The 21,150-nt window shown below is 37.1% G+C and carries 21 protein-coding genes and 1 tRNA gene; 17 read left to right on the top strand and 5 right to left on the bottom strand.

All coding sequences use genetic code 11. The annotated features are described in order from the left end of the window. Positions 1-92: 92 nt before the first annotated feature. Positions 93-1,892, bottom strand: coding sequence for an aspartate kinase (locus tag A0J48_RS06595; protein ID WP_200321455.1), 1,800 nt, complete (start codon positions 1,890-1,892; stop codon positions 93-95). A gap of 442 nt (positions 1,893-2,334) precedes the next feature. Between A0J48_RS06595 and pstS the strand changes: the two genes are divergently transcribed. From pstS to A0J48_RS06520, 16 genes are all read left to right on the top strand, one after another. Beyond that, positions 2,335-3,375, top strand: a complete 1,041-nt coding sequence (pstS, locus tag A0J48_RS06590) for a phosphate ABC transporter substrate-binding protein PstS (protein WP_200321453.1) — start codon at positions 2,335-2,337, stop codon at positions 3,373-3,375. An 87-nt stretch (positions 3,376-3,462) separates the two neighbouring features. After that, positions 3,463-4,464 carry a phosphate ABC transporter permease subunit PstC gene (gene pstC, locus A0J48_RS06585; protein WP_200321451.1) on the top strand — a complete coding sequence of 334 codons (1,002 nt, stop codon included), beginning with the start codon at positions 3,463-3,465 and terminating at the stop codon, positions 4,462-4,464. Positions 4,465-4,832: 368 nt separating this feature from the next. Continuing rightward, positions 4,833-5,714, top strand: coding sequence for a phosphate ABC transporter permease PstA (gene pstA, locus A0J48_RS06580; RefSeq protein ID WP_200321449.1), 882 nt, complete (start codon positions 4,833-4,835; stop codon positions 5,712-5,714). A gap of 38 nt (positions 5,715-5,752) precedes the next feature. Continuing rightward, positions 5,753-6,532 carry a phosphate ABC transporter ATP-binding protein PstB gene (gene pstB, locus A0J48_RS06575; RefSeq protein WP_200321447.1) on the top strand — a complete coding sequence of 260 codons (780 nt, stop codon included), beginning with the start codon at positions 5,753-5,755 and terminating at the stop codon, positions 6,530-6,532. Positions 6,533-6,766: 234 nt separating this feature from the next. Further along, on the top strand, positions 6,767-7,357 hold the full coding sequence (locus A0J48_RS06570) for a chromophore lyase CpcT/CpeT (protein ID WP_200321445.1): 591 nt from the start codon (positions 6,767-6,769) through the stop codon (positions 7,355-7,357). Positions 7,358-7,459: 102 nt separating this feature from the next. Continuing rightward, a tRNA-Cys gene (locus tag A0J48_RS06565) sits at positions 7,460-7,531 on the top strand. 183 nt (positions 7,532-7,714) lie between these two features. Next, a complete protein-coding gene (locus A0J48_RS26810; RefSeq protein ID WP_234300763.1) occupies positions 7,715-8,137 on the top strand; it encodes a type I restriction-modification system subunit M N-terminal domain-containing protein in 423 nt (140 codons plus the stop codon). 67 nt (positions 8,138-8,204) lie between these two features. Further along, positions 8,205-9,299 carry an HsdM family class I SAM-dependent methyltransferase gene (locus A0J48_RS06560; RefSeq protein ID WP_234300762.1) on the top strand — a complete coding sequence of 365 codons (1,095 nt, stop codon included), beginning with the start codon at positions 8,205-8,207 and terminating at the stop codon, positions 9,297-9,299. A 26-nt stretch (positions 9,300-9,325) separates the two neighbouring features. Beyond that, positions 9,326-9,592 carry a ribbon-helix-helix domain-containing protein gene (locus A0J48_RS06555; protein ID WP_200321443.1) on the top strand — a complete coding sequence of 89 codons (267 nt, stop codon included), beginning with the start codon at positions 9,326-9,328 and terminating at the stop codon, positions 9,590-9,592. Continuing rightward, positions 9,589-9,888 carry a type II toxin-antitoxin system RelE/ParE family toxin gene (locus A0J48_RS06550; protein ID WP_200321441.1) on the top strand — a complete coding sequence of 100 codons (300 nt, stop codon included), beginning with the start codon at positions 9,589-9,591 and terminating at the stop codon, positions 9,886-9,888. The genes A0J48_RS06555 and A0J48_RS06550 overlap by 4 nt, the downstream gene beginning before the upstream one ends. Continuing rightward, positions 9,885-10,235, top strand: a complete 351-nt coding sequence (locus A0J48_RS06545; protein ID WP_325078586.1) for a ribbon-helix-helix domain-containing protein — start codon at positions 9,885-9,887, stop codon at positions 10,233-10,235. Before A0J48_RS06550 ends, A0J48_RS06545 begins: the two co-directional genes overlap by 4 nt. Before the next feature lie 371 nt (positions 10,236-10,606). Further along, positions 10,607-11,218 (top strand): restriction endonuclease subunit S, encoded by a 612-nt coding sequence (locus A0J48_RS06540; protein WP_234300761.1) that lies wholly within the window; start codon positions 10,607-10,609, stop codon positions 11,216-11,218. A gap of 3 nt (positions 11,219-11,221) precedes the next feature. Next, complete coding sequence (locus A0J48_RS06535) at positions 11,222-11,623, top strand: restriction endonuclease subunit S domain-containing protein (protein WP_325078588.1); 402 nt, start codon at positions 11,222-11,224, stop codon at positions 11,621-11,623. A gap of 6 nt (positions 11,624-11,629) precedes the next feature. Next, the gene (locus tag A0J48_RS06530) at positions 11,630-11,956 is read left to right on the top strand and encodes a DUF6883 domain-containing protein (RefSeq protein ID WP_200321436.1); all 327 of its coding nucleotides are present in this window, start codon (positions 11,630-11,632) and stop codon (positions 11,954-11,956) included. Between the two features lie 5 nt (positions 11,957-11,961). Continuing rightward, positions 11,962-12,207, top strand: coding sequence for a DUF4926 domain-containing protein (locus A0J48_RS06525; protein ID WP_200321434.1), 246 nt, complete (start codon positions 11,962-11,964; stop codon positions 12,205-12,207). A gap of 284 nt (positions 12,208-12,491) precedes the next feature. Further along, entirely contained in the window at positions 12,492-15,659 is a 3,168-nt protein-coding gene (locus tag A0J48_RS06520) for a type I restriction endonuclease subunit R (protein WP_200321432.1), read from the top strand. A 106-nt stretch (positions 15,660-15,765) separates the two neighbouring features. On the opposite strand, the gene A0J48_RS06515 is transcribed toward A0J48_RS06520, so the two are convergent. The 3 genes from A0J48_RS06515 to A0J48_RS06505 form a co-directional block, all read right to left on the bottom strand. Beyond that, the gene (locus A0J48_RS06515; RefSeq protein ID WP_200321430.1) at positions 15,766-17,493 is read right to left on the bottom strand and encodes a succinate dehydrogenase/fumarate reductase flavoprotein subunit; all 1,728 of its coding nucleotides are present in this window, start codon (positions 17,491-17,493) and stop codon (positions 15,766-15,768) included. Positions 17,494-17,599: 106 nt separating this feature from the next. Then, complete coding sequence (locus A0J48_RS06510) at positions 17,600-17,917, bottom strand: hypothetical protein (protein ID WP_200321428.1); 318 nt, start codon at positions 17,915-17,917, stop codon at positions 17,600-17,602. Positions 17,918-18,303: 386 nt separating this feature from the next. Further along, complete coding sequence (locus tag A0J48_RS06505; RefSeq protein WP_200321426.1) at positions 18,304-18,588, bottom strand: DUF2470 domain-containing protein; 285 nt, start codon at positions 18,586-18,588, stop codon at positions 18,304-18,306. Positions 18,589-19,090: 502 nt separating this feature from the next. On the opposite strand from A0J48_RS06505, the gene A0J48_RS06500 reads away from it, so the two are divergent. After that, positions 19,091-19,858 (top strand): metallophosphoesterase family protein, encoded by a 768-nt coding sequence (locus A0J48_RS06500; protein ID WP_200321424.1) that lies wholly within the window; start codon positions 19,091-19,093, stop codon positions 19,856-19,858. Positions 19,859-20,087: 229 nt separating this feature from the next. Here the strand turns inward: A0J48_RS06500 and A0J48_RS06495 are convergent, their stop codons facing one another. After that, positions 20,088-20,939: a M48 family metallopeptidase gene (locus A0J48_RS06495; protein ID WP_200321422.1), complete on the bottom strand. Its 852-nt coding sequence runs from the start codon at positions 20,937-20,939 to the stop codon at positions 20,088-20,090. Positions 20,940-21,150 lie beyond the last annotated feature (211 nt).

Raw genomic sequence — 21,150 nt, 5'->3', positions numbered from 1 at the left:
CTAAAGACACCGAGAGTGTCAACGATGTGAACCAACAAAATCAATACTGTTGCCAACAGCGAAAGTGCCACCCCTAATAACGGTTGCTATTTTTAAGCTGGCACTACAAATTTTTCGCTGCCAGCTAAACCAAAAGCTGCATGAATAACTTGCAAAGCTTTCACACCTTCATCTTGTGCAACAACGCAACTAATTTTAATTTCTGAAGTTGCAATCATTTGGATGTTAATTTTATTTGCTGCTAAAGCTGTAAACATTTTTGCTGCTATTCCTGGTTGTCCAACCATCCCAGAACCAACAATACTGACTTTGGCGATCGCACTATCCAAAACTACTTCACCCCATCCTAACTGATCCGCGACTTCAGTTAATTTCTTTTGGGCGTTTTCTGCATCCATTCTAGCTACAGTAAAGGCAATATCCCGACGTGCTATACCATCAACTACCCGACAGCGTTGGGATTGAATAATCATATCAACGCTAATATTATATTCTGCCAATAATCCAAACAATTTCGCCGCCATCCCTGGTTTATCTGGAACTTGGCGAATTGCTAACCGCGATTGATTCATGTCTAAAGCCACACCACGCACTGCGGGAGATTCGGGAGTTGGGGAAGAGAGAACCGCCGGAGACGCATTGATTTCAAAAGCTCTACAAAGTGCAACAATGGCGCGATCGCAATCTCCTGCATCTACCAAGCAACTCACTTTCACTTCACTGGTGGAAATCATTTGAATATTTACCCCAGCCTCCGCTAAAGTGCTAAACATCTTCGCAGCTACACCAGGACGACCAATCATTCCCGCCCCGGAAATACTGACTTTAGCTGTGTCTGTTTCTACTAACACTTCAGCTTCATCAGAATTAGGTTGATTTCGCAAAGCTGGGGCAATAGCGGCTGCTACGGCTTCTGCTCGTTTTAATATTGGTGTATTTACGGTAAAAGCAATATCATTAGTATTACCTTCATGAATTGACTGAATAATCAAATCCACATCGACATTTTGATGGGAAATCTCACCAAATAACCGCGCTGCTACACCGGGCTGATCTGGTACACGCAACAAAGACAATTTCGCCTGGTCTATGTCAAATTCTACCGCATCCACAGGACGAGCTAATTCTAAATTGACAAGCGATCGCTCTTGAGTTCTGGAAGTTGTTACCCAAGTCCCTGGTTGATCAGTCCAGCTGGAGCGTACCACCAAAGGCACACCGTAATTTCTGGCAATTTCCACTGCACGGGGATGTAATACTTTCGCACCCAAACTAGCTAATTCCAGCATTTCATCACAGGTGATTTCTGTCATCAACTGCGCTTCTGGTACAAGGCGCGGATCTGTAGTTAAAATCCCTGGCACATCTGTATAAATTTCACAAAAATTTGCTCCTAATGCTGCGGCTAAAGCCACTGCGGAAGTATCAGAACCACCACGCCCCAAAGTGGTAATTTCCATTTCCGTGGTGTTAGATATACCTTGAAAACCAGCCACCACAACAACTTTACCTGCCTTTATCTGCCCCATCAATCGCTCAGTTTCAATATGCAAAATCCGAGCGCGGGTGTGTTCAGCTTCAGTCACAATTCCTACTTGAGCGCCAGTCATAGAAATAGCAGGTTGCCCAATTTCCTGCAATGCCATACTCAGTAAAGCAATGGTGACTTGCTCCCCAGTGGAAAGCAGCATATCCATTTCCCGACGGTTAGGAGTTTTAGAGATTTCATTAGCTAGTTTTACCAGTCCATCGGTGGTTTTTCCCATTGCGGAAACGACGACGACAACGGAATTGCCTGCTTGTACAGTTTTGTCAACCCGCTGGGCAACCGCTTGGATACGTTCCACAGAACCAACAGATGTACCACCGTATTTTTGAACTATGAGCGCCATAACTGGAAAGGTTTTAATATTCAATCAATTGTGCTGGTGATCATCAACACTCCCGTCGGGAAGCCTTGAAAAATTACCAGATATTTAGATTAAGTTAACAGAAACGGTGGTCGCACAAACCCTGAAACTAATATTTTTTGTGTATTTCTTGGTCAGAAATTTTTTGCCATTACCTCTGATTTCCTATCATCCTCAACAGCATTTGGTATATTTAAGCACGTAAATATTTGCGTATCAGTTGGTGCGATCGCCAAGAATGAATTTTCTTAAACTCACACAATTAACATCAATTGGTGAATAAAATCACTATTCCTTCAGGAATAATTTTAAACATAGTTTAACATCTTCTTTAACTGTTATTAATTTCATATTAATCACCAAGTATGAACTTTATTTAAGGCTGTAATTCTGTCAGGAAAATATTCCTTAAATAAGAGGTAGTATGAGCTTTTTGTCCAATATTTTAAATCGCGTCGTTGTCACTTCAGTGGTGACTGGGGCTGTTGCACTTAGTCCAGTTTTGACAGTAATTGCTCAAGCTGAAACTTTGAATGGTGCAGGAGCAACATTTCCTGCTCCTTTGTATGAACGTTATGCACGTGAAGTTAAGAAAAAATATCCCGATTTAAAAGTTAATTACCAAGCAATTGGTAGTGGTGGTGGTATTCGTCAAACTATTGCTGGAACTGTAGATTTTGGTGGTAGTGATGCAGCAATGAAAGATGATGAAATAGCCAAAGTTAAAAATGGTGTCATCTTAGTGCCTACTGCGGGTGGTGCTGTTTCTGTAGTTTACAATTTACCAGGAGTTAGCAAACTCAGATTGTCTCGTAAAACTCTACCAGCAATATTTTCTGGACAAATTACTAACTGGAATGATGCACAAATTAAAGCTGATAACCCAGGTGTGAATTTACCAAATCAACCAATTAAATTTGTAGTTCGTGCTGATGGTAGTGGTACAACTTTCATTTTTACCAATCACTTAAGTGCTATTAGTGGCTATTTTAAAGGCAGAATTGGCGCTAATACTGCACCAAGATGGACTTTACCCAACGTTTTGAAAGGCAAGGGAAATCCTGGTGTAGCTGCTTTAGTAGCTCGTACTTCCGGTTCGATTGGTTATGTTGAATATGACTACGCTACCAAGAATAAACTTAAATCAGCAGAAGTGCAGAATAAAAAAGGAGAATTTGTTGCTCCTTCTTTAGCAACTGCAAATGCGGCTTTATCAACTGTAACTTTCCCAGCTAACTTTCGTGTATTTGTTGGAGATCCAGGACAGGGTTATCCTATTGTTGGTCTAACTTGGATGATGGTTTATAAGCAGTATCCTAATCCATCGAAAGCTGATGCTATTAAGAAATGGATTAACTGGGTACTCAAAGATGGTCAACAATATAATGATGACCTTAATTACACCAAAATTCCCAGTGATGTTGTTAATCGCGTCCTACAAACAGTGAATAGCACTGTCAAATAATTTTTCACCTTTTCTGCAATCTGTTTTAGTAGGGTAGTAATTAACTACTCTACTTTTAATCAACTCGTCTAATTGTTTTGATTGATTATGACTAACTCGTTTGAACCAAACGAACACACTTCATCACAACACTTAAATTTAAGTGATGAAAATATCAACTTAACGGCTATTGGTGGAGTCAATTTTCGATTTGATCAAGGATTTACATTTTTAGTTTATCTATTTGCTGCTATCACTGTGGCAATATTAGTTGTAATGACTTGGGTAATTTTTAAAGAAGCTCAACCAGCAGTTGAAAAATTCGGATTTGGTTTTTTGTGGAGTCAAGAATGGGACACAGGGAATCAAATTTTTGGAGCATTACCTTATATTTACGGAACTTTAATTAGTAGTGCGATCGCTATTTTATTAACTGTACCTATAGGTATATCAGTAGCCTTGGTAACGAGTGAAGATTTTTTACCAGTAGTAGTTAGAAACTGCATTGCTTTTGTAGTTGAATTAATTGCGGCAATTCCCAGTGTCATTATCGGTTTATGGGGAATATTTGTATTTATTCCCATTTTAGAACCCTTAGAAAAATGGTTAGGTAGCACTTTTCAATTTATCCCATTATTTAATACCCAAGACCCCGCAGGAAATAATATGTTAACTGCGGGAATTATTCTCTCAATCATGATTTTGCCGACAATGGCAGCTATTTCTCGTGATGTCTTAATGGTTGTTCCCAAAGAATTACGTAGCGCATCTATGGCTTTAGGTGGCACTCGTTGGGAAACAATTTTTCGCGTCTTATTACCAGCAGGATTTTCGGGCATGGTCAGTGCGGCAATGTTAGCTTTAGGTCGCGCACTTGGTGAAACAATGGCAGTGACAATGGTGATTGGTAATTCTGCCCAAATTAGTCTCTCTTTACTTGATCCAGCTTATACAATTCCGGCTGTTTTAGCCAATGAATTTGCTGAAGCAGAACCAGGATTGCATATTGGATCATTAAGTTATTTAGGATTGATTTTGTTTGCTTTAACTCTAGCTGTTAATGTTAGTGCTGTACTATTAGTACAATGGGTTGGTAAGAAAAATAGATAAACATTCAGTTATCTACTAACAAGAAATGCAGTCAAATTTATTTATATCTTTTATTTTAGTTGACTGCTAATAGCTCCTTTAATGAAGGCAGGAGACCGTTTTTGTAAAGGGGATTTATACACCACTCCCAAAACTTTACGCCTGAAAAGGCAAGGTTTTAGGTAAGTATTCAGCCGTCAGCTATCAGCTATCAGCTTTGAAGGCTGAAATACAAAAAATGAGAACAAATCAAGAGCGTGTAGCTTTCCTGAAACTAATGCTTATAAATCTTTGCTTTTGATGTTGTTAGCTGATTACTGATAGCTGAATGCTTACGATTTTAGACCCGATTGTTTCGATAAATGTAACATTCAAAATCACAAATTGATATGAGTGAGTATCTAAATTCAGAAATAGATGAATCTCTAGCCCAAAAATTAACCAGTCCGCTACCAACTGGGAGGCGATTATTCACACACATAATGAATGTAACTTCCTTTGGATTGAGTTTGTTAGCATTCTTTCCTTTATCATCAATTTTGTGGGAAATTTTGTCACGGGGAATGTCTGGTTTTAAGCCAGAGATGTTCTTTCGTCCGTTGATTGAAAATGGTTTTGCTAATGCCATCCTTGGTACTATCCTGATGGTGGGTATTGGAGCTTTATTAAGTATTCCTGTAGGGATAATGACGGGAATTTTTTTAGCAGAGTTTGGTAGAACTAATCAGATTACTAACTTTGTGCGTTTCCTCAACTCTATTCTCACAGGTGTACCTTCAATTGTCGTTGGTATGTTTGCCTATGGAGTTATTGTTTTAGTAACCAAAGAATTTAGCGCCTTTGCTGGTGGTTTTGCTTTGTCTGTAATTATGTTGCCAGTAATTGTATTAACGACAGAGGAAGCCTTGAAACTTATTCCCACTCAACAACGTTTGGCTTCAGCCGCTTTAGGTGGAACTCGATTTCAAACTACAATTCGGATTGTTGTTACAGCCGCAATTCCAGGTATTAGTACAGGTGTTTCTTTAGCGATCGCCCGTGCAGCAGGTGAAACAGCACCACTAATTTTTACAGCTTTATTTAGCCAAAATTGGTCAGATGGGTTAATGAGTCCTACTGCTTCTTTACCTGTTTTAATTTTTAACCTTTACAACAGTCCTGACCCAGAAGTTAATCAATTAGTTTGGACTACCTCTATAATTTTACTGAGTTTAGTTTTATTTTTTAGCCTTCTATCTCGCTTATTCAGTAGCAAAAGTAGGTTAAAGTAGAGAATTTTTTCGCACACATACCATTAGCACCACTTGTTATGACTAACTTAGTCCCAGCCATCAAAGTCAAAAACCTCAGTTTCTACTACGGGAATTATAAAGCTATTGAAGGCATATCATTAGATATTTATAAGAACCAAGTCACTGCACTAATTGGTCCGAGTGGTTGTGGTAAATCTACCTTTATTAAAACCCTCAACCGCATTAGTGAATTAGAAGGAAAAGTCAAAGTTGATGGCAAAGTAGAGTTTTTCGGTCAAGATATTTATGATCCACGCATCAATATTAATCGTCTACGTCGGGAAATTGGCATGGTATTTCAAAAACCAAATCCTTTTCCCATGAGTATTTATGAAAATGTCGCTTATGGAGTCAGAATTTCTGGGAGATGCTCAAAAGTTAAATTAGATGAAATTGTCGAATCTGCCCTCAAAGGTGCAGCACTTTGGGATGAAGTTAAAGATAAACTCAATACATCAGCTTTGGGGCTTTCTGGTGGACAACAACAACGTCTATGCATAGCCCGTGCATTAGCTGTAAAACCCAAAGTTTTGCTGATGGATGAACCTTGTTCAGCCCTCGATCCTATTGCTACTTTGAAAGTTGAAGAACTAATTCATAGCTTACGATCTGAGTTAACAATTGCCATTGTCACCCACAATATGCAACAAGCAACTCGCGTTTCTGATTTTACAGCTTTCTTTAGTACCGATGAAAGTCGCATTGGGCAAATGGTAGAATTTGGCGCTACAGGCCAAATTTTTCGTAATCCCTTGGATAACCGCACCCGTGATTATGTGGCTGGGCGTTTTGGTTAATACAATTTTGGATTTTAGATTTTAGATTTTGGATTGTGAACTATAGCAGAGAATGGGAACAGGGAACGAATTTGTTTTCAACTCATTTAGAACTGCTATCCAATTTAATCCTGAGTACGATTAATTTTAATTTTTTACTCAGCACTCAGCACTCAGCACTGTTATAGTGACACACCAAGGTTTAAAATTAGCCAGTGTCAGTCTGTGTACTAAAATCCAAAATCCCAAATTGCTATGACTCATTCTACAGATATTGCCACCTTAGCCCGTTGGATGGCCGCTGATTTTAGCAATCAAGCCCAAGTTTTTGAGAATCCGGCTTTTTATGCCCATATTCGTGTATGTATGCGTCCACTACCCTATTCATTGCTATCAGGGGTAAGTTTTTTTGTGGAACAAGCTTATGATTATATGCTCAATGACCCTTATCGGGTGCGGGTGTTAAAGCTGGTGACAGACGGGGAGAATATTCTGATTGAGAACTACACCGTTAAAGATGAAAAGGATTTTTACGGTGCATCCCGTGATTTAGGACGCTTGTATGAGTTAACGAGCGATCGCTTAGAAAAACTTTGTGGTTGTAATATGATTGTTGAGTGGACTGGTAATTGCTTTGCAGGCCACGTTGAACCAGGGAAAGGTTGTATAGTCGTTCGCAAAGGACAAAGAACCTATCTAGACAGTAGATTTGAAATTGATGGCGAAAAATTCATCAGTTGGGACAAAGGACGAGATCCAGAAACAGATGAGCATCTTTGGGGTTCTGTCGCAGGGCCATTTCATTTCGTCCGCTGGGGTAACTTTGCTGATGAGGTGACAGTATAGGGTCTAGGGTGTGTAGGGTGTGGGGAGAGAATTAACAAAAAAAATTTTGCCAGAGGGATGCAATTGAGCGAAAAAGGTGATAATATAAGTAATTGTGAGTGCGGCGACATAGCCAAGTGGTAAGGCAGAGGTCTGCAAAACCTCCATCCGGCGGTTCAAATCCGCCTGTCGCCTTTCGAGGATAACCCTAATTACATATTTCCCAAACCCTTGTAGAGATTTTACATGGGTAAAGCTTCTCATATCCATACATAAATTCATGGTTGGTTTCAGCAACTCCAGGATTATGTGTAATCAGGTATTTTCAGGTACATTATAGACGTACAATTCATAAGGTTTAATTATGATTGTTTCACTATGGCTGCCAACACAACAGATTTAGAAAAGCGTTTATGGGATGCTGCTGATGAACTTAGGGCTAATTCTAAACTAAAATCTTCCGAGTATTCTGTACCCGTATTAGGTTTGATTTTTCTGCGTTATGCTGACTGGAAATTTACCAAAATTGAACAGGAATTAAAAAGCAAAGTAAGCAGTAGAAGAAAAATTAATAAAGGTGATTATCATGATAAAGGTGTCATGTATTTACCTGAAGAGGCAAGATTTTCTTATTTACTCAATTTACCTGAAAATGAAAACTTCGGTAAAAAGATAAATGATGCCATGAAGGCAATAGAAAAAGAAAATAAAGATTTAGAAGGAGCTTTACCTAATAGCTATACTAATTTAGATAATGAATTATTAGTTGAATTATTAAAAAAGTTTAATAAAATTAATTGATTTTGGTGCTGATTTAGAAGGAGATGCTTTCGGGAAGATTTATGAATACTTCCTGGGTAAATTTGCCATGAGTGAAGGGCAAAAAGGAGGAGAATTCTTTACACCTACTTCTATAGTTAAGTTAATTGTGGAAATAATAGAACCCTATCATGGACGTATTTATGACCCTGCGTGCGGTTCTGGGGGTATGTTTGTTCAAAGTGCGAAATTTATAGAAAGACATAAAAAGAATCCGATTACAGAAATTAGTATTTATGGTCAGGAGAAAGTAGAAGAAACTGTAAATTTATGTCAGATGAACTTAGCAGTACATGGACTTTCAGGAGAAATTAAACAAGGTAATACTTATTATGAAATTAATCATGTCGATATAGATGATATTAACTACTTTGATTTTGTCATGGCAAATCCTCCTTTTAATGTTGATAAAGTTGATAAGGAGAAAATGAAAGGTGATATCCGCTTTCAAGAGTTGGGATTACCAAAAACAGATAATGCTAATTATATCTGGATTAATTTATTTTATAGTGCTTTAAATGAAACCGGGAGAGCAGGTTTTGTTATGGCTAACTCTGCTAGTGATGCTAGAGGTTCTGAGTTAGAAATCCGCAAAAAATTAATCCAATTAGGTGTAGTTGATGTCATGGTTGCTGTGGGTTCTAACTTCTTCTACACGGTGACTTTACCTTGTACTTTATGGTTTTTTGATAAAGGTAAAAGAGATACAATTCGTAAAAATAAGGTTTTGTTTCTTGATGCTAGACATATTTTTACACAAGTTGATAGAGCGCATCGAGAATTTACACCAGCACAGATTGAATTTATTGCTAATATTGTCAGGTTATATAGAGGTGAAGCAGTAGAAAATAATTATGAAGTAGGGATAATTCATGAATTATCTCTACAAGAGAAATTCCCAGAAGGTAAATATATTGATGTTGCTGGGTTGTGTAAGGTTGCAACTATTGATGAGATAGAAGCGCAAGGTTGGAGTTTAAACCCTGGTCGTTATGTGGGAGTTGCGGAAAAGGTTGTGGAGGATTTTGATTTTGCGGAAAGGTTGGAAGAGTTAAATGAGGAGTTGGAGGTTTTGAATGTGGAAGCGCGGGAGTTGGAAGAAAGGATTGCGGAAAGTGTCAGGTTTTTGTTAGAACAGAGTTAAGATGTGATTTTGTTGGAGAATAAATTATGAATATTGAACTCAAACCCGAAACACAAGAGATGATAAAATCTCATGTTGATACGGGAATTTATACTGATGCAGATGAGGTAATTGTTAAAGCGTTACAGCTTTTAGCAGAATGGGAAGAAGATTATAAACAATGGGAAGAGGAAGTCAGAAAAAAAGTGGAAATTTCTGCTGAACAATTAGATAGAGGGGAAGGAATAAAGTTAGAAATTGTAGTTGAACAATTACGGGAAAAACTGCGTCAAGCAAAAGAGGAACAAAGATGAGAGAATTACTTATCTCTCCAGAAGCAACCAAAGATTTACAAGAAATTATTAACTATTTCTATACTGTCAATGTTGAAGCTGGAGAGAATTTTTTAGAAGAGTTTAATAAAAAGTGTCAGTATTTAGCTAATTTTCCTAATATGGGACGCAGTTATAAACACATTAAAGATTATTTGCGGGGTATTCCTTTAGATGGTTATATTATTTTCTATCGAGTGGTAGATGATAGCATTGAAATTATGCACGTTGTGAGTGGATATCGAGATTTTACATCATTGTTTGCTAACAAATTATGATTATTCATTTGAACTCAGAAACGGAACAATTGATTAATTATCTACTAGCAACTGGTAATTATCAAGATGTTGATGATATTATTGATAAGGCTTTGATGTTGTTGATTGATAGAGAAAGAAGACTGGAAGAATTACGACAAAAAATAGATGTTGGACTTGCTCAAATTAAACGCGGAGAAGTTGTTGATGGTGAAGTCGTAATGGCACGGTTAGAGGATAAGATTAGAAAAGCACGGGAAGAAAAAGAGCGTCAAGAGTTGTTAGAATCTGCAAATGAGGCTTATACAGAATTACGCAATAACTCGGAATTATGGGAGCAGACTTTAAGTGATGGTTTGGAGGAATAATAAATTTTATATAAGATAGTAGGTTGGGTTGAGGAACGAAACCCAACAAATGCGCGAAAATGTTGGGTTTCACTCCGTTCAACCCAACCTACAAGAACTAGAGAGAAAATAATATGAATAAAAAGTCATTTACAATTCAAGAAATTGCATTAGATTTTGGTGATGCTCCATTTGGTACAGCTTTAAAAACAAAAGATTATGTATAAGTTGGTATTCCTGTTATTCAAGGAAGAAATATTAAGCATAATAAATTTGAGTGGAATAACAAACTTTATGTCTCACCAGGAAAGTTTGAATCTTTAAAAAAAAGTTATTTTCGATAAGGTTATATAGTGTTTCCGAAAATAGGAACTATTGGAATAACAGCTATTATGCCAAAAGTTGAAGGACACAAGGTATTCTTGCTGTCAACCAACATGATGAGAATGACTGTAAACCCGTTAATAGCAGATACTAAATATATTTATTACTATTTCTGCCAGGAACATATTAAGGAATATATTAAATCTACATCAAGTGGTAGTTCACAACCTATATTCAACTTTACAACATTAAAAAACTTTCAAATTCAACTTCCAGAAATAAATTTACAACAAAAAATCGCCGCTATCCTCTGCAACTACGACGACTTAATCGAAAACAACACAAGACGCATCAAAATATTAGAAGAAATGGCGCAAACTCTCTACAATGAGTGGTTTGTAAAATTCCGCTTTCCTGGTCATGAACAGGTGAAAATGGTGGAGTCTGAGTTAGGTTTAATTCCTGAAGGGTGGGAAGTTAAGAAACTTGAACAGCTTGGATTATTAGCAAGAGGAAAATCTAAGCATCGTCCAAGAAATGAGCCTTCATTGTTTGGTGGAAATTATCCTTTTATTCAAACTGGGGAAGTTAAACAAGCATCTTTGTACACTACCAATTATAGTCAAACATGTAACGAAAAACGTTTATCACGAAGTAAGATGTGGGAAGCAGGTACATGATTAATTACAACAGCTGCAAATATAGCAGAGACAGCTATTATTACATTTTCATCTTGTTTTCCAGATAGTATAGTTGGATTTGTAGCAGATTCTAATCAAGTGAGTGTAGAATTTATCAAATATTCAATTGATAATATTAAACTAAGAATGCAAAATGTTTCTAAAGGTACAACTCAGGATAATTTAAGTTTAGAAAAAATTAGAATTTTTAACTTCTTGCTACCTGATAAAAATACTATGAAACTATTTATTCAAATAACTAATCCAATATTTTTACAAATGAAGAATTTACTTGTTAAAAATACTAACCTCCAAAAAACCCGTGACTTACTCCTCCCCAAACTCATCTCAGGAGAAATAGACGTAGAGAACCTAGAAATAGACACAGGAAAAATTGCAGCATAAAACAAAATGAAAATTCCAGATAATGCAGTAATTCCACCAGAAAAACTTACCAACTATCTGCTAGTTCCACGCACCAAAGATGATAAATCAAAATTTTTAGCTCAAGCAGGATTTACACAAGATAACCCTGAAAAATTACTAACAGCTATTCGGCAACTTGTCAATAATAACGAAGCAATAATAGATAATGTCAACGAATATGGAACATTTTACACCGTTACAGGCTACCTTGAAGGTATCAATACCATTAACTTAGCAGTAGTTACAGTTTGGTTACAATCAAATTATGATGGAAGCTTTCGTTTTATCACCCTCAAACCAAAAAAGGATTAATCATCATGAAACTTGAACTATATCAATATATCTTTCTCACTCGTGACTTACCAGAATATAACCTCAAAACAGGTGATGTTGCTATGCTAATTGATTATGTCACACATCCTCAAGGTGGTGAAAATGGCTATATATTAGAAGTATTTAATGCTGCTGGTGACTCCATAGCGGTTTTTACCGTCCCCATATCCGCAGTTGAACAAATGCCTAGTAATGCGGTACTAGCTGTACGGGCTTTAGCTACAACATAAAAAATAATATTAACATCAATAACCGCTCCCTTTTCCATCATCAAACGCTTCAGCGATAATTTTGTAATGGGTAATTGGTAATGGGTAATTGGTAATTGTTGATAACGTTCTCTATTAAATCTTGTAAATCCTCAAATCTTGGAAATCCTGATTCAGACAAATAATATCATCCTGTAAATCCTCAAATCCTGGACATCATCTCGACTTCGCTCGATAACCACCTGATTCTGACAATAAAATAGTGCATAATGAATACATAACCCTGTGTAAATACACTAGCAATTATGCGCTATCCTCACCCTGACTCAGAACAAGCATTAGAAAACGCTACCATTAAACTATTCTCTGAATTAGGCTGGAATACCGCCAACTGCTACAATGAAGAAATAGGCATAAATGGCACATTAGGAAGAGAAACAAGGGATGAGGTAGTGTTACTTCCTAAACTGCGTACAGCCTTAACCACAATTAACCCAGACTTACCAAATGAAGCGGTAGAATTAGCAATAGAAGAACTTACCCGCAGTCGTAGTACATTAAGTTTAGAAAACGCCAATAAAGAAATTTACCAACTATTAAAAACTGGGGTAAAAGTCAGCTTTAAAGATGTTAACCATGAAGAAATAAAAGAAACAGTAAAAGTTATTGACTGGAACACACCCAGCAATAATGATTTTTTCCTAGCTTCTCAATTTTGGATAACAAGTGATATTTATAAAAGACGCGCTGACTTAATAGGTTTTATTAATGGTTTACCCTTAGTATTTATTGAACTCAAAGCCAACCATAAACGCTTAGAATTAGCTTATAAAAATAATTTACAAGACTATAAACGGACAATTCCTCAACTTTTCTGGTACAATGCCGTTATTATTCTTTCTAATGGCAGTAAAAGCCGTATTGGTAGTTTAACTGCATCTTGGGAACACTACAGCGAATGGAAAAAAATCAATAGTGAAGGTGAAGAAGGGATAATTTCTCTAGATACCATCATCAAAGGAACTTGTGACAAAACACGGTTGTTAGATTTGATAGAAAACTTTATCTTTTTCTACACTGCAAAAGGTAAATTAGTGAAAATAGTCGCTAAAAATCATCAGTTTCTAGGTGTTAATAGTGCAATAGAAGCAGTAAAAGATATTAAAAATAATCAAGGTAAATTAGGAGTATTCTGGCATACCCAAGGAAGCGGAAAAAGCTATTCAATGGTTTTCTTTTCACAGAAAATACTCCGTAAATTAATAGGAAACTGGACATTTTTAATCGTCACAGATAGAGAAGACCTAAACCAACAAATATATAAAAATTTCGCTTATTCTGGAGTAGTCACAGCACCCGAAAAAGAAGTAAGAGCGAAAAATGCTGAACATTTAAAACAATTACTCAAAGCAGACCACCGCTATATATTCACATTAATTCAAAAATTCCGTACAGAAAAAGGTGAAACATACCCTCTATTATCCGACCGTTCAGATATTATTGTCATAGCTGATGAAGCTCACCGTAGCCAATATGATATATATGCTTTAAATATGAGAAAAGCCCTCTCTAATGCCGCATTTATTGGCTTTACAGGTACACCATTAATGGCAGGAGAAGAAAAAACTAGAGAAGAATTTGGTAATTATATTAGTATCTATAACTTCCGTCAATCAGTAGAAGATAACGCTACAGTTCCCCTATATTATGAAAATAGAATACCTGAACTGCAATTAACCAATGATGAGTTAAATGAAGATGTTTATCGCATTATTGATAATGCCATGTTAGATGAAGAAGAAGAACAGAATTTAGAAAGACAATGCGCTAGACAATATCAACTTATTACCAGAAATGACCGTTTAGAAGTAATAGCGGCTGATATCGTCACCCACTTTTTAAATAGAGGCTACAAAGGTAAAGCAATGGTAGTTTCTATTGATAGATTTACAGCCGTAAAAATGTATAACAAAGTCCAGGATTATTGGCAACAACATTTAACCAAACTTAAAACAGAATTAGCCACATCAAATATTAGTGAATTTGAACAAAAGCGACTTTCTAAACAAATTCGCTATGTAGAAGAAACAGATATGGCGGTCATAATTTCTCAATCTCAAGGTGAAATAGAAGCATTTCAGAAAAAATCATTAGATATTACCCCTCACCGTCAAAGAATGGTGAAAGAGTCACCAGCACTAGATGAGAAATTCAAAGATGTTGATAACCCATTAAGAATAGTATTTGTCTGTGCAATGTGGATAACTGGTTTTGATGTTCCTAGTTGTTCCACTATCTATTTAGATAAACCAATGTATAACCATACGCTCATGCAAACTATAGCTAGAGCTAATCGTGTGTTTAAAGATAAAAACAATGGTTTAATTGTTGATTATATCGGTGTATTTAGAGATTTACAACAAGCATTAGCTATTTATGGTTCTGCTGCTGGTGGTGGTATTCAAGAGGGAGATACACCTGTTAAAAATAAATCTGCTTTAGTGGGACAATTAAGAACCGCCATAACGGAAGCGTTGGTATTTTGTCAAAATAAAGGAATTGATTTTCAAAAGTTAGAAAATATCCAAGATGGTTTTTTAAACACTAAATTCTGGAAGGACGCGGTAGACGCAATATTAGTAAATGATGATGCTAAACGCAATTATTTTTCTATTGTTAACAATGTCACTCAACTTTATAAAGCCATTTTACCTGATATCGCTGCTAGTGAATTTACGAAAAATCAAGCCTTATTAACAAGATTAGCTAATACAATTAGGTTAGAAGTTTCAAATATAGATGTATCTGAAGTAGTGGAAAAGGTAGAAGAATTATTAGATGATTCTATCACGGCTGGACACTTTATCATTACTAATCATCCTAGTCAGTTAGTAAATCTCAATGATTTAGATTTTGCAGCTTTACAAGCACAGTTTAATACTGGTTATCAACGGACAATAGCAGAGAAATTAAAGGGAAATATTAACAAAAATCTACAAAAAATGGTCTATTTAAATAGAACTCGCGTTAATTATTTAGAGAAATTTCAACAAATGATAGATGAATATAACTCAGGTTCTAGAACTGTGCAATGGTTTTTTCATGAGTTGATGAATTTTGCACAGGAGTTAAAAACAGAAGACAAAAGAGCAATAGCAAATAAATTAACTGAAGAAGAATTAGCCATTTTTGATTTATTAACTAAACCAGAAATTAACCTAACTACAGAAGAAGAATTAGAAGTAAAACAAGTAGCTAGAGAATTATTAGCAACATTAAAAAAAGAAAAGCTAGTTTTAGACTGGAGAAAACGCCAGCAAACTAGAGCAGGTGTAGAGGTGACAATTAATGATATGCTAGATAAATTACCTCAAAGTTATTCAATAGAAGTTTATGAGAAAAAATGTCTAGAGGTTTATCAGCATATTTATGAGTCTTATTTAGGACAGGGAAGTAGTATTTACGAAATCTAAAAACTCTTAATACTGTTTTTCGTATCTTCCCTGTAATAAGTTGCATATTACTTAGCTAAACACTCCTAATTGTTTTAGGGATACTTTGTTTTTAATTTTTAATTCCTCAATACTTCCTCTCCTTTGGTTCAAACATATTCACCACCACCGGCATATATTGAATATCAATACCCGCAGGTGAATAATAAGCCATTGTATGTTTCAAGAAATTACTATCATCCCTCTGTTGAAAATCTTCTCGAAAATGTGCGCCCCTACTTTCTTGACGATTTAAAGCTGATGCTAAAATTGTTTGTCCTACAACCATTAAACTTTGCAATTCTAAAGCTTCCACTAATTCCGTATTCCAACAACTGCCTTTATCATCTAAATAAATTTGTGGATATTGTTGTTGTAATTCTGCTAATTTATGCAAACCTTCACCCATTAATTCTGCTGTTCTAAACACTCCACAATATTGCGTCATTGTGTCTTGGAATTCTTGACGAATTTGATTGATCCGATATTTTCCTGGTTGTTCTAGTAAACTTTGAATTTGTTGTTTTGCTTCGGAAATATAACGTTGTTCATCTAAAGTTGGTAATTTGCGATTCTGCACATACCTAGCCATACTCGCCCCTGTGCGCTTACCATAAACTACACATTCCAGTAGGGAGTTACTACCGAGACGATTTGCACCATGAACAGAAACACAAGAGGTTTCACCAGCCGCAAAAAATCCATCAACTAAATCATTTGCACTGCTGCGAACTTGTCCATCTGTGTTCACTGGTATACCACCCATACAATAATGAATTGTGGGACGTACTGGCATAGGTTGAGTGACAGCATCAACACCTACTAAACGATGTGCTTCTTCCCAGCAAAAGGGAACGCGACTCATGATTTTTTCTTTACCCAGATGACGCAAATCTAAATAAACAAATTGACCACCTGCACTACCGTCAGGATTTATACCCCTTCCAGCGCGGATTTCATAAGCGATCGCTCTGGAGGTAATATCACGAGGAGCTAATTCCATACGACTGGGTGCATAATTAGCCATAAAGCGATCACCCTCAGCATTAATTAAATATGCCCCTTCTCCCCGTACCGCTTCGGAAATTAACACTCCTACCGGATACAACCCAGTGGGGTGAAACTGGACAAACTCCATATCTTCCAAAGGTAAACCTGCGATCGCCGTCATTGCCAAACCGTCACCAGTGGAAGCATAATCATTAGAAGTAGTGTTATAAACGCGACCATATCCCCCCGTCGCAAACATCACCGCCTTAGCCCGCACCACCTCAATATGTCCATCCACCAAGTGAAACATCACCAAACCCTTCGCCTGATCATCTTCTAATATCAGGCGCATTACATACCATTCTTCGTAAATTTGCACACCATAATGGCGCAGGTTATTTACCAACTCGTGCAAAATGGCATGACCTGTTTTATCAGCTGCGTAACAGGTGCGGTTGTGGGAATGTCCACCAAAAGCCCTTTGAGCGATCCTACCATCAGGAAGTCGAGAAAATAAAACCCCCAGATGTTCTAAATCAATTACCACATCCGGCGCTTCTTGGGTAAGAATAGCTACAGCGTCCTGGTCTGCCAAATAATCAGAACCCTTAACAGTATCAAAAGCGTGTGCTTCCCAACTATCTTCTGGGTCAACATTTTTCAAAGATGCAGCCATACCACCTTGGGCTGCGACTGAGTGAGAACGAATAGGATGAGTTTTGGCAACTACCGCCACATTTAAACTAGGGTCAGTCCGGGCAATTTCCAATGCCGCTTGGCATCCCGCTAAACCACCACCCACAATAATCACATCATGTTCTAGCATTATCAAACCCCAATTGCAAAAAAATACCCTGTCTAGAAACAGGGATGCTATCTTTATTTATCAGTTTATTCCCATTACCAATTACCCATTACCCATTACCAAGTTATTAACTGCTTGCTTGGATAGGTTGTTGCTGAGAAACATTACCGGGTATAGGTTCAGTTTTTGTCCCTGGTTCTACAGCAGTTAGTTCAATATGATTTAACAATGTTGTCACAAAAGCAAACAGTAAGAAAGGTAAAGTGAGAACAATTACAAGTCCTACTGTAGCTAAAGCGTATACGGGCCTTCTCGCACCCATCAATGCTAAAGCTGAAGCCAAACTAATGGTAATAGTGATTAACCAAGCAATGATTTGACCGTAGATATCACCAAAGGTCAAAGTACAGACAAACCGATAGTTTTGAATATTGTTTTTATTCATTATTATTTGCCTCAAGTTTATCCTATAGGTTTCAACACTACTCGGTGTTTGAGCGTGGAAGTTGGCGATTGGCTTGGTCAAAGGTTAAAGGGTCAATATTTTTTCCCCCTTATTTCTAGGACTTACGCAAAAGAACGAAAAAATAAGGTTTTCGGAGGATAGGTTGATCAAAGGAAAAAACCCCTACACCCTACACCCAGCCCTGATGATAAATTTTGTGCGTAAGTCCTGTTTCCTGTCCTTTCCCCCTGAACTGAGTAGTATTGCTATAGGTTCTACCTTAAAACCATGTTTGACTAACGGCGAATTTCTCAATATTTTTCCAAGGTTTGTAATATTACTTAACAGACTAGGTTTCTCAGGGTCAGTCCTGTCCTAAAGTGTTTTTAGTTTTTCTTTGCCCGTGCTTGTTTAACCATTGCAATCAAAGTTTGATGAGCATCTTCAGCATCTGTTAAAACATGATCAAACTGAATTCGCACTGGTACTGGCTCTTCATTTACTGCTACTGTTAAATCCATGCCATTGGCATCAATTGATAGCATCTCGGCTGTTGTCGCATTTGTTATACCACCAAAAGCTTGAGCGTATATTAAAACAGCATCTGCATGATCTTCATTCATGTGATTGCAGATACGGGAACTAATTTCTCCAGAAAATTGATCAGACATTGTACCGTGTTACGTCAGGTCAAGAAATATGGTTTATATTTTAAGATATACTGGGTTAAATTTTCAGTAAGTATTCAGTAGTCAGTAATCAGTAATCAGCTATTATCTGGAATTTATGAGCATTTTTAGCCAGGAATGAGGAATTGATTTTGGTATCGGTTTACCTCAAAAATCCTTTAAACTGAGCCTGAGAACCAGTTTTAGCTGACGGCTGACTGCTGATAGCTGAATGCTTACTATTTTAAAATAGTTATGTTCTATCCGCTAGAATTTTCCAGTCACCACTAAAATATATTTGTTAAGTGTACCAGTCTGATGGAGATTAGGAAATGACCAATCAAGGCTAGACGAGGGGCTTTGGGTATGAATGTTACTCGCTTTTCATTGACGATTTTTATGTAAATTATTCAATTAATCGAGTATTATTAACCTATTCAAGTGTAAATTACAAACATAAAATTGTAGTAAAACTATCCAGGAACTTTATTCAAGGCAAGAGCCGATGAGCGAAATCAGTCCACGCAAAATAATTATTGGCGATGTACATGGTTACTATCAAGGTTTAATGAAACTGTTTGAGAAAATTTCACCATCATCAGAAGATCAAGTTTATTTTTTAGGAGATTTAATAGACAGAGGTCCCCAGAGCGCACAAGTAGTAGAGTTTGTGAAAACAAATAACTATTCTTGCCTGCTGGGTAATCATGAACAAATGTTACTCAATGTTCTTAATAATAAATCTAGCTCTAATCAAACAATACAGGCATGGCTTTACAGTGGTGGACAAGCCACTATTACCAGCTATCAAGCAGCCCAAATTCCCCAAGACCATCTAGATTGGTTTGGAAATTTACCAACATATCTAGACTTGGGAGATGTATGGTTAACCCATGCAGGTGTTGATCCTGATAAATCTGTTTCTGAACAAACAGCGGAAGAACTTTGCTGGATACGTGATGAATTTCACAGCATGGAACAGCCTTACTTTACCAATAAATTAATTATTGTTGGTCATACCATCACTTTTACTTTACCAGGGGTTCTTCCAGGCCAGTTAGCACTAGGGCAAGGATGGCTAGATATTGATACTGGAGTATATCATCCCCGCAGTGGTTGGTTAACGGGACTAGATATTACCAATGACTTGGTTTATCAAGTCAATGTTTTTAACAACTCTGTGCGGACTTTACCTTTAGAACAAGCAGCCAGGAAGGTTGAGCCAAAAGAAGTTAAGGTTAGTCGTCGTCATAAACAACGCGCTTATCAATAATTTCTTCATGGTCAAAACCCCCGGATTTATCGGTTGATAATTGATAATTGATAATTGATAATTGATAATTGACAATTTTTTCATTCCAGTTTTAAAACCTCTCCTAGAAAGGAGAAAAAATCAAGCAGTTCCTATTCCTCAATCTTCTTACTTCTTCCTGAGAGGTAATTGTCAATTGTCAATTGTTAATTGTCCATTGTTCAGAGGATGACTAACCAAAGCAAAATTCCTACTGTAAAAAAGCTCGGATATTAGCCCTATAAGCTGCATTATCCAAACCAAAATTACTTTTACTAGGTTGGAGGTCGATTTGGCGTTGTAGTGCTTTAACACGATCGCTCGCTCCAGGGTGTGTACTCAAAAACGTGGGAATTGAACTTTTTCCTTGCAGCTTTTTCATAAACGAAACCATCGCTGAGGGAGAATAACCAGCCCGTGTTAAAGTTCTTAGTCCTCTTGTATCTGCATCATATTCATCTTGACGACTACGGGGGCGATTGAGAGCTAAATCAACACCAATACCTACTGCCTTATTTCTATCTAACCCCGCTGCTGTAGCTACACCAGAGGCAATCGCTCTTTGTCGCATTTGTTTAAGCAAGTGTTTACCCTCAACATGACCCATTTCATGACCTATGACACTGGCTAATTCCGCTTCATTGTCCGCCGTTTTTATCAGTCCTGTATTGACATAAAGGAAACCACCCAGAGTCGCAAAAGCATTAACAGAATCATCCTCAACCACTTGAAAAGTATAAGGAATATTCGGGCGATCGCTATTAGTTGCTAATCGTCTACCAATCTGCTCCACATAGCTGGTAAGCTGTTGATTGCGGGAAATTCTCACTTCTTGACGCAACTCATCATTCATCTGCTTACCAAGCTCAACTTCCTGACGATCAGACATATTAGACAACTGAAGTATTTGTGCGCCTTGAAATAAAAGAGGTAATAAATCTATAGCTCGGCCGGGTAAGGATGTACTCAAGCACAAACTCAGAGCAACAGTTAACGAAATCAACGGATAAAACCAACGCCGCCGTAAACGGTAACTTGCCAAAAATCTATTCCAGTTAATCATAATCCAGTAAAAACTACAGTTGTGTGAGAACTTAAACTAGGGGACGTATTTACAGCTACTAAGTTGCACTCTCAACTCAATACCGCTCAACTAAACAACCACATATATTTTCAGATGGCAAGACAGAAAACCGTTAGAGTCTAAGCTATGATTAGGAATCAGAAATTTTAAATTGTCAAATAGTTAGGTTTCCCCTGCCATCATTCCAAAC

Source organism: Sphaerospermopsis aphanizomenoides BCCUSP55, from assembly GCF_001586785.1.
GTDB lineage: Bacteria > Cyanobacteriota > Cyanobacteriia > Cyanobacteriales > Nostocaceae > Sphaerospermopsis_A > Sphaerospermopsis_A aphanizomenoides_A.
This window is presented reverse-complemented; position numbering and strand designations above follow the sequence as displayed.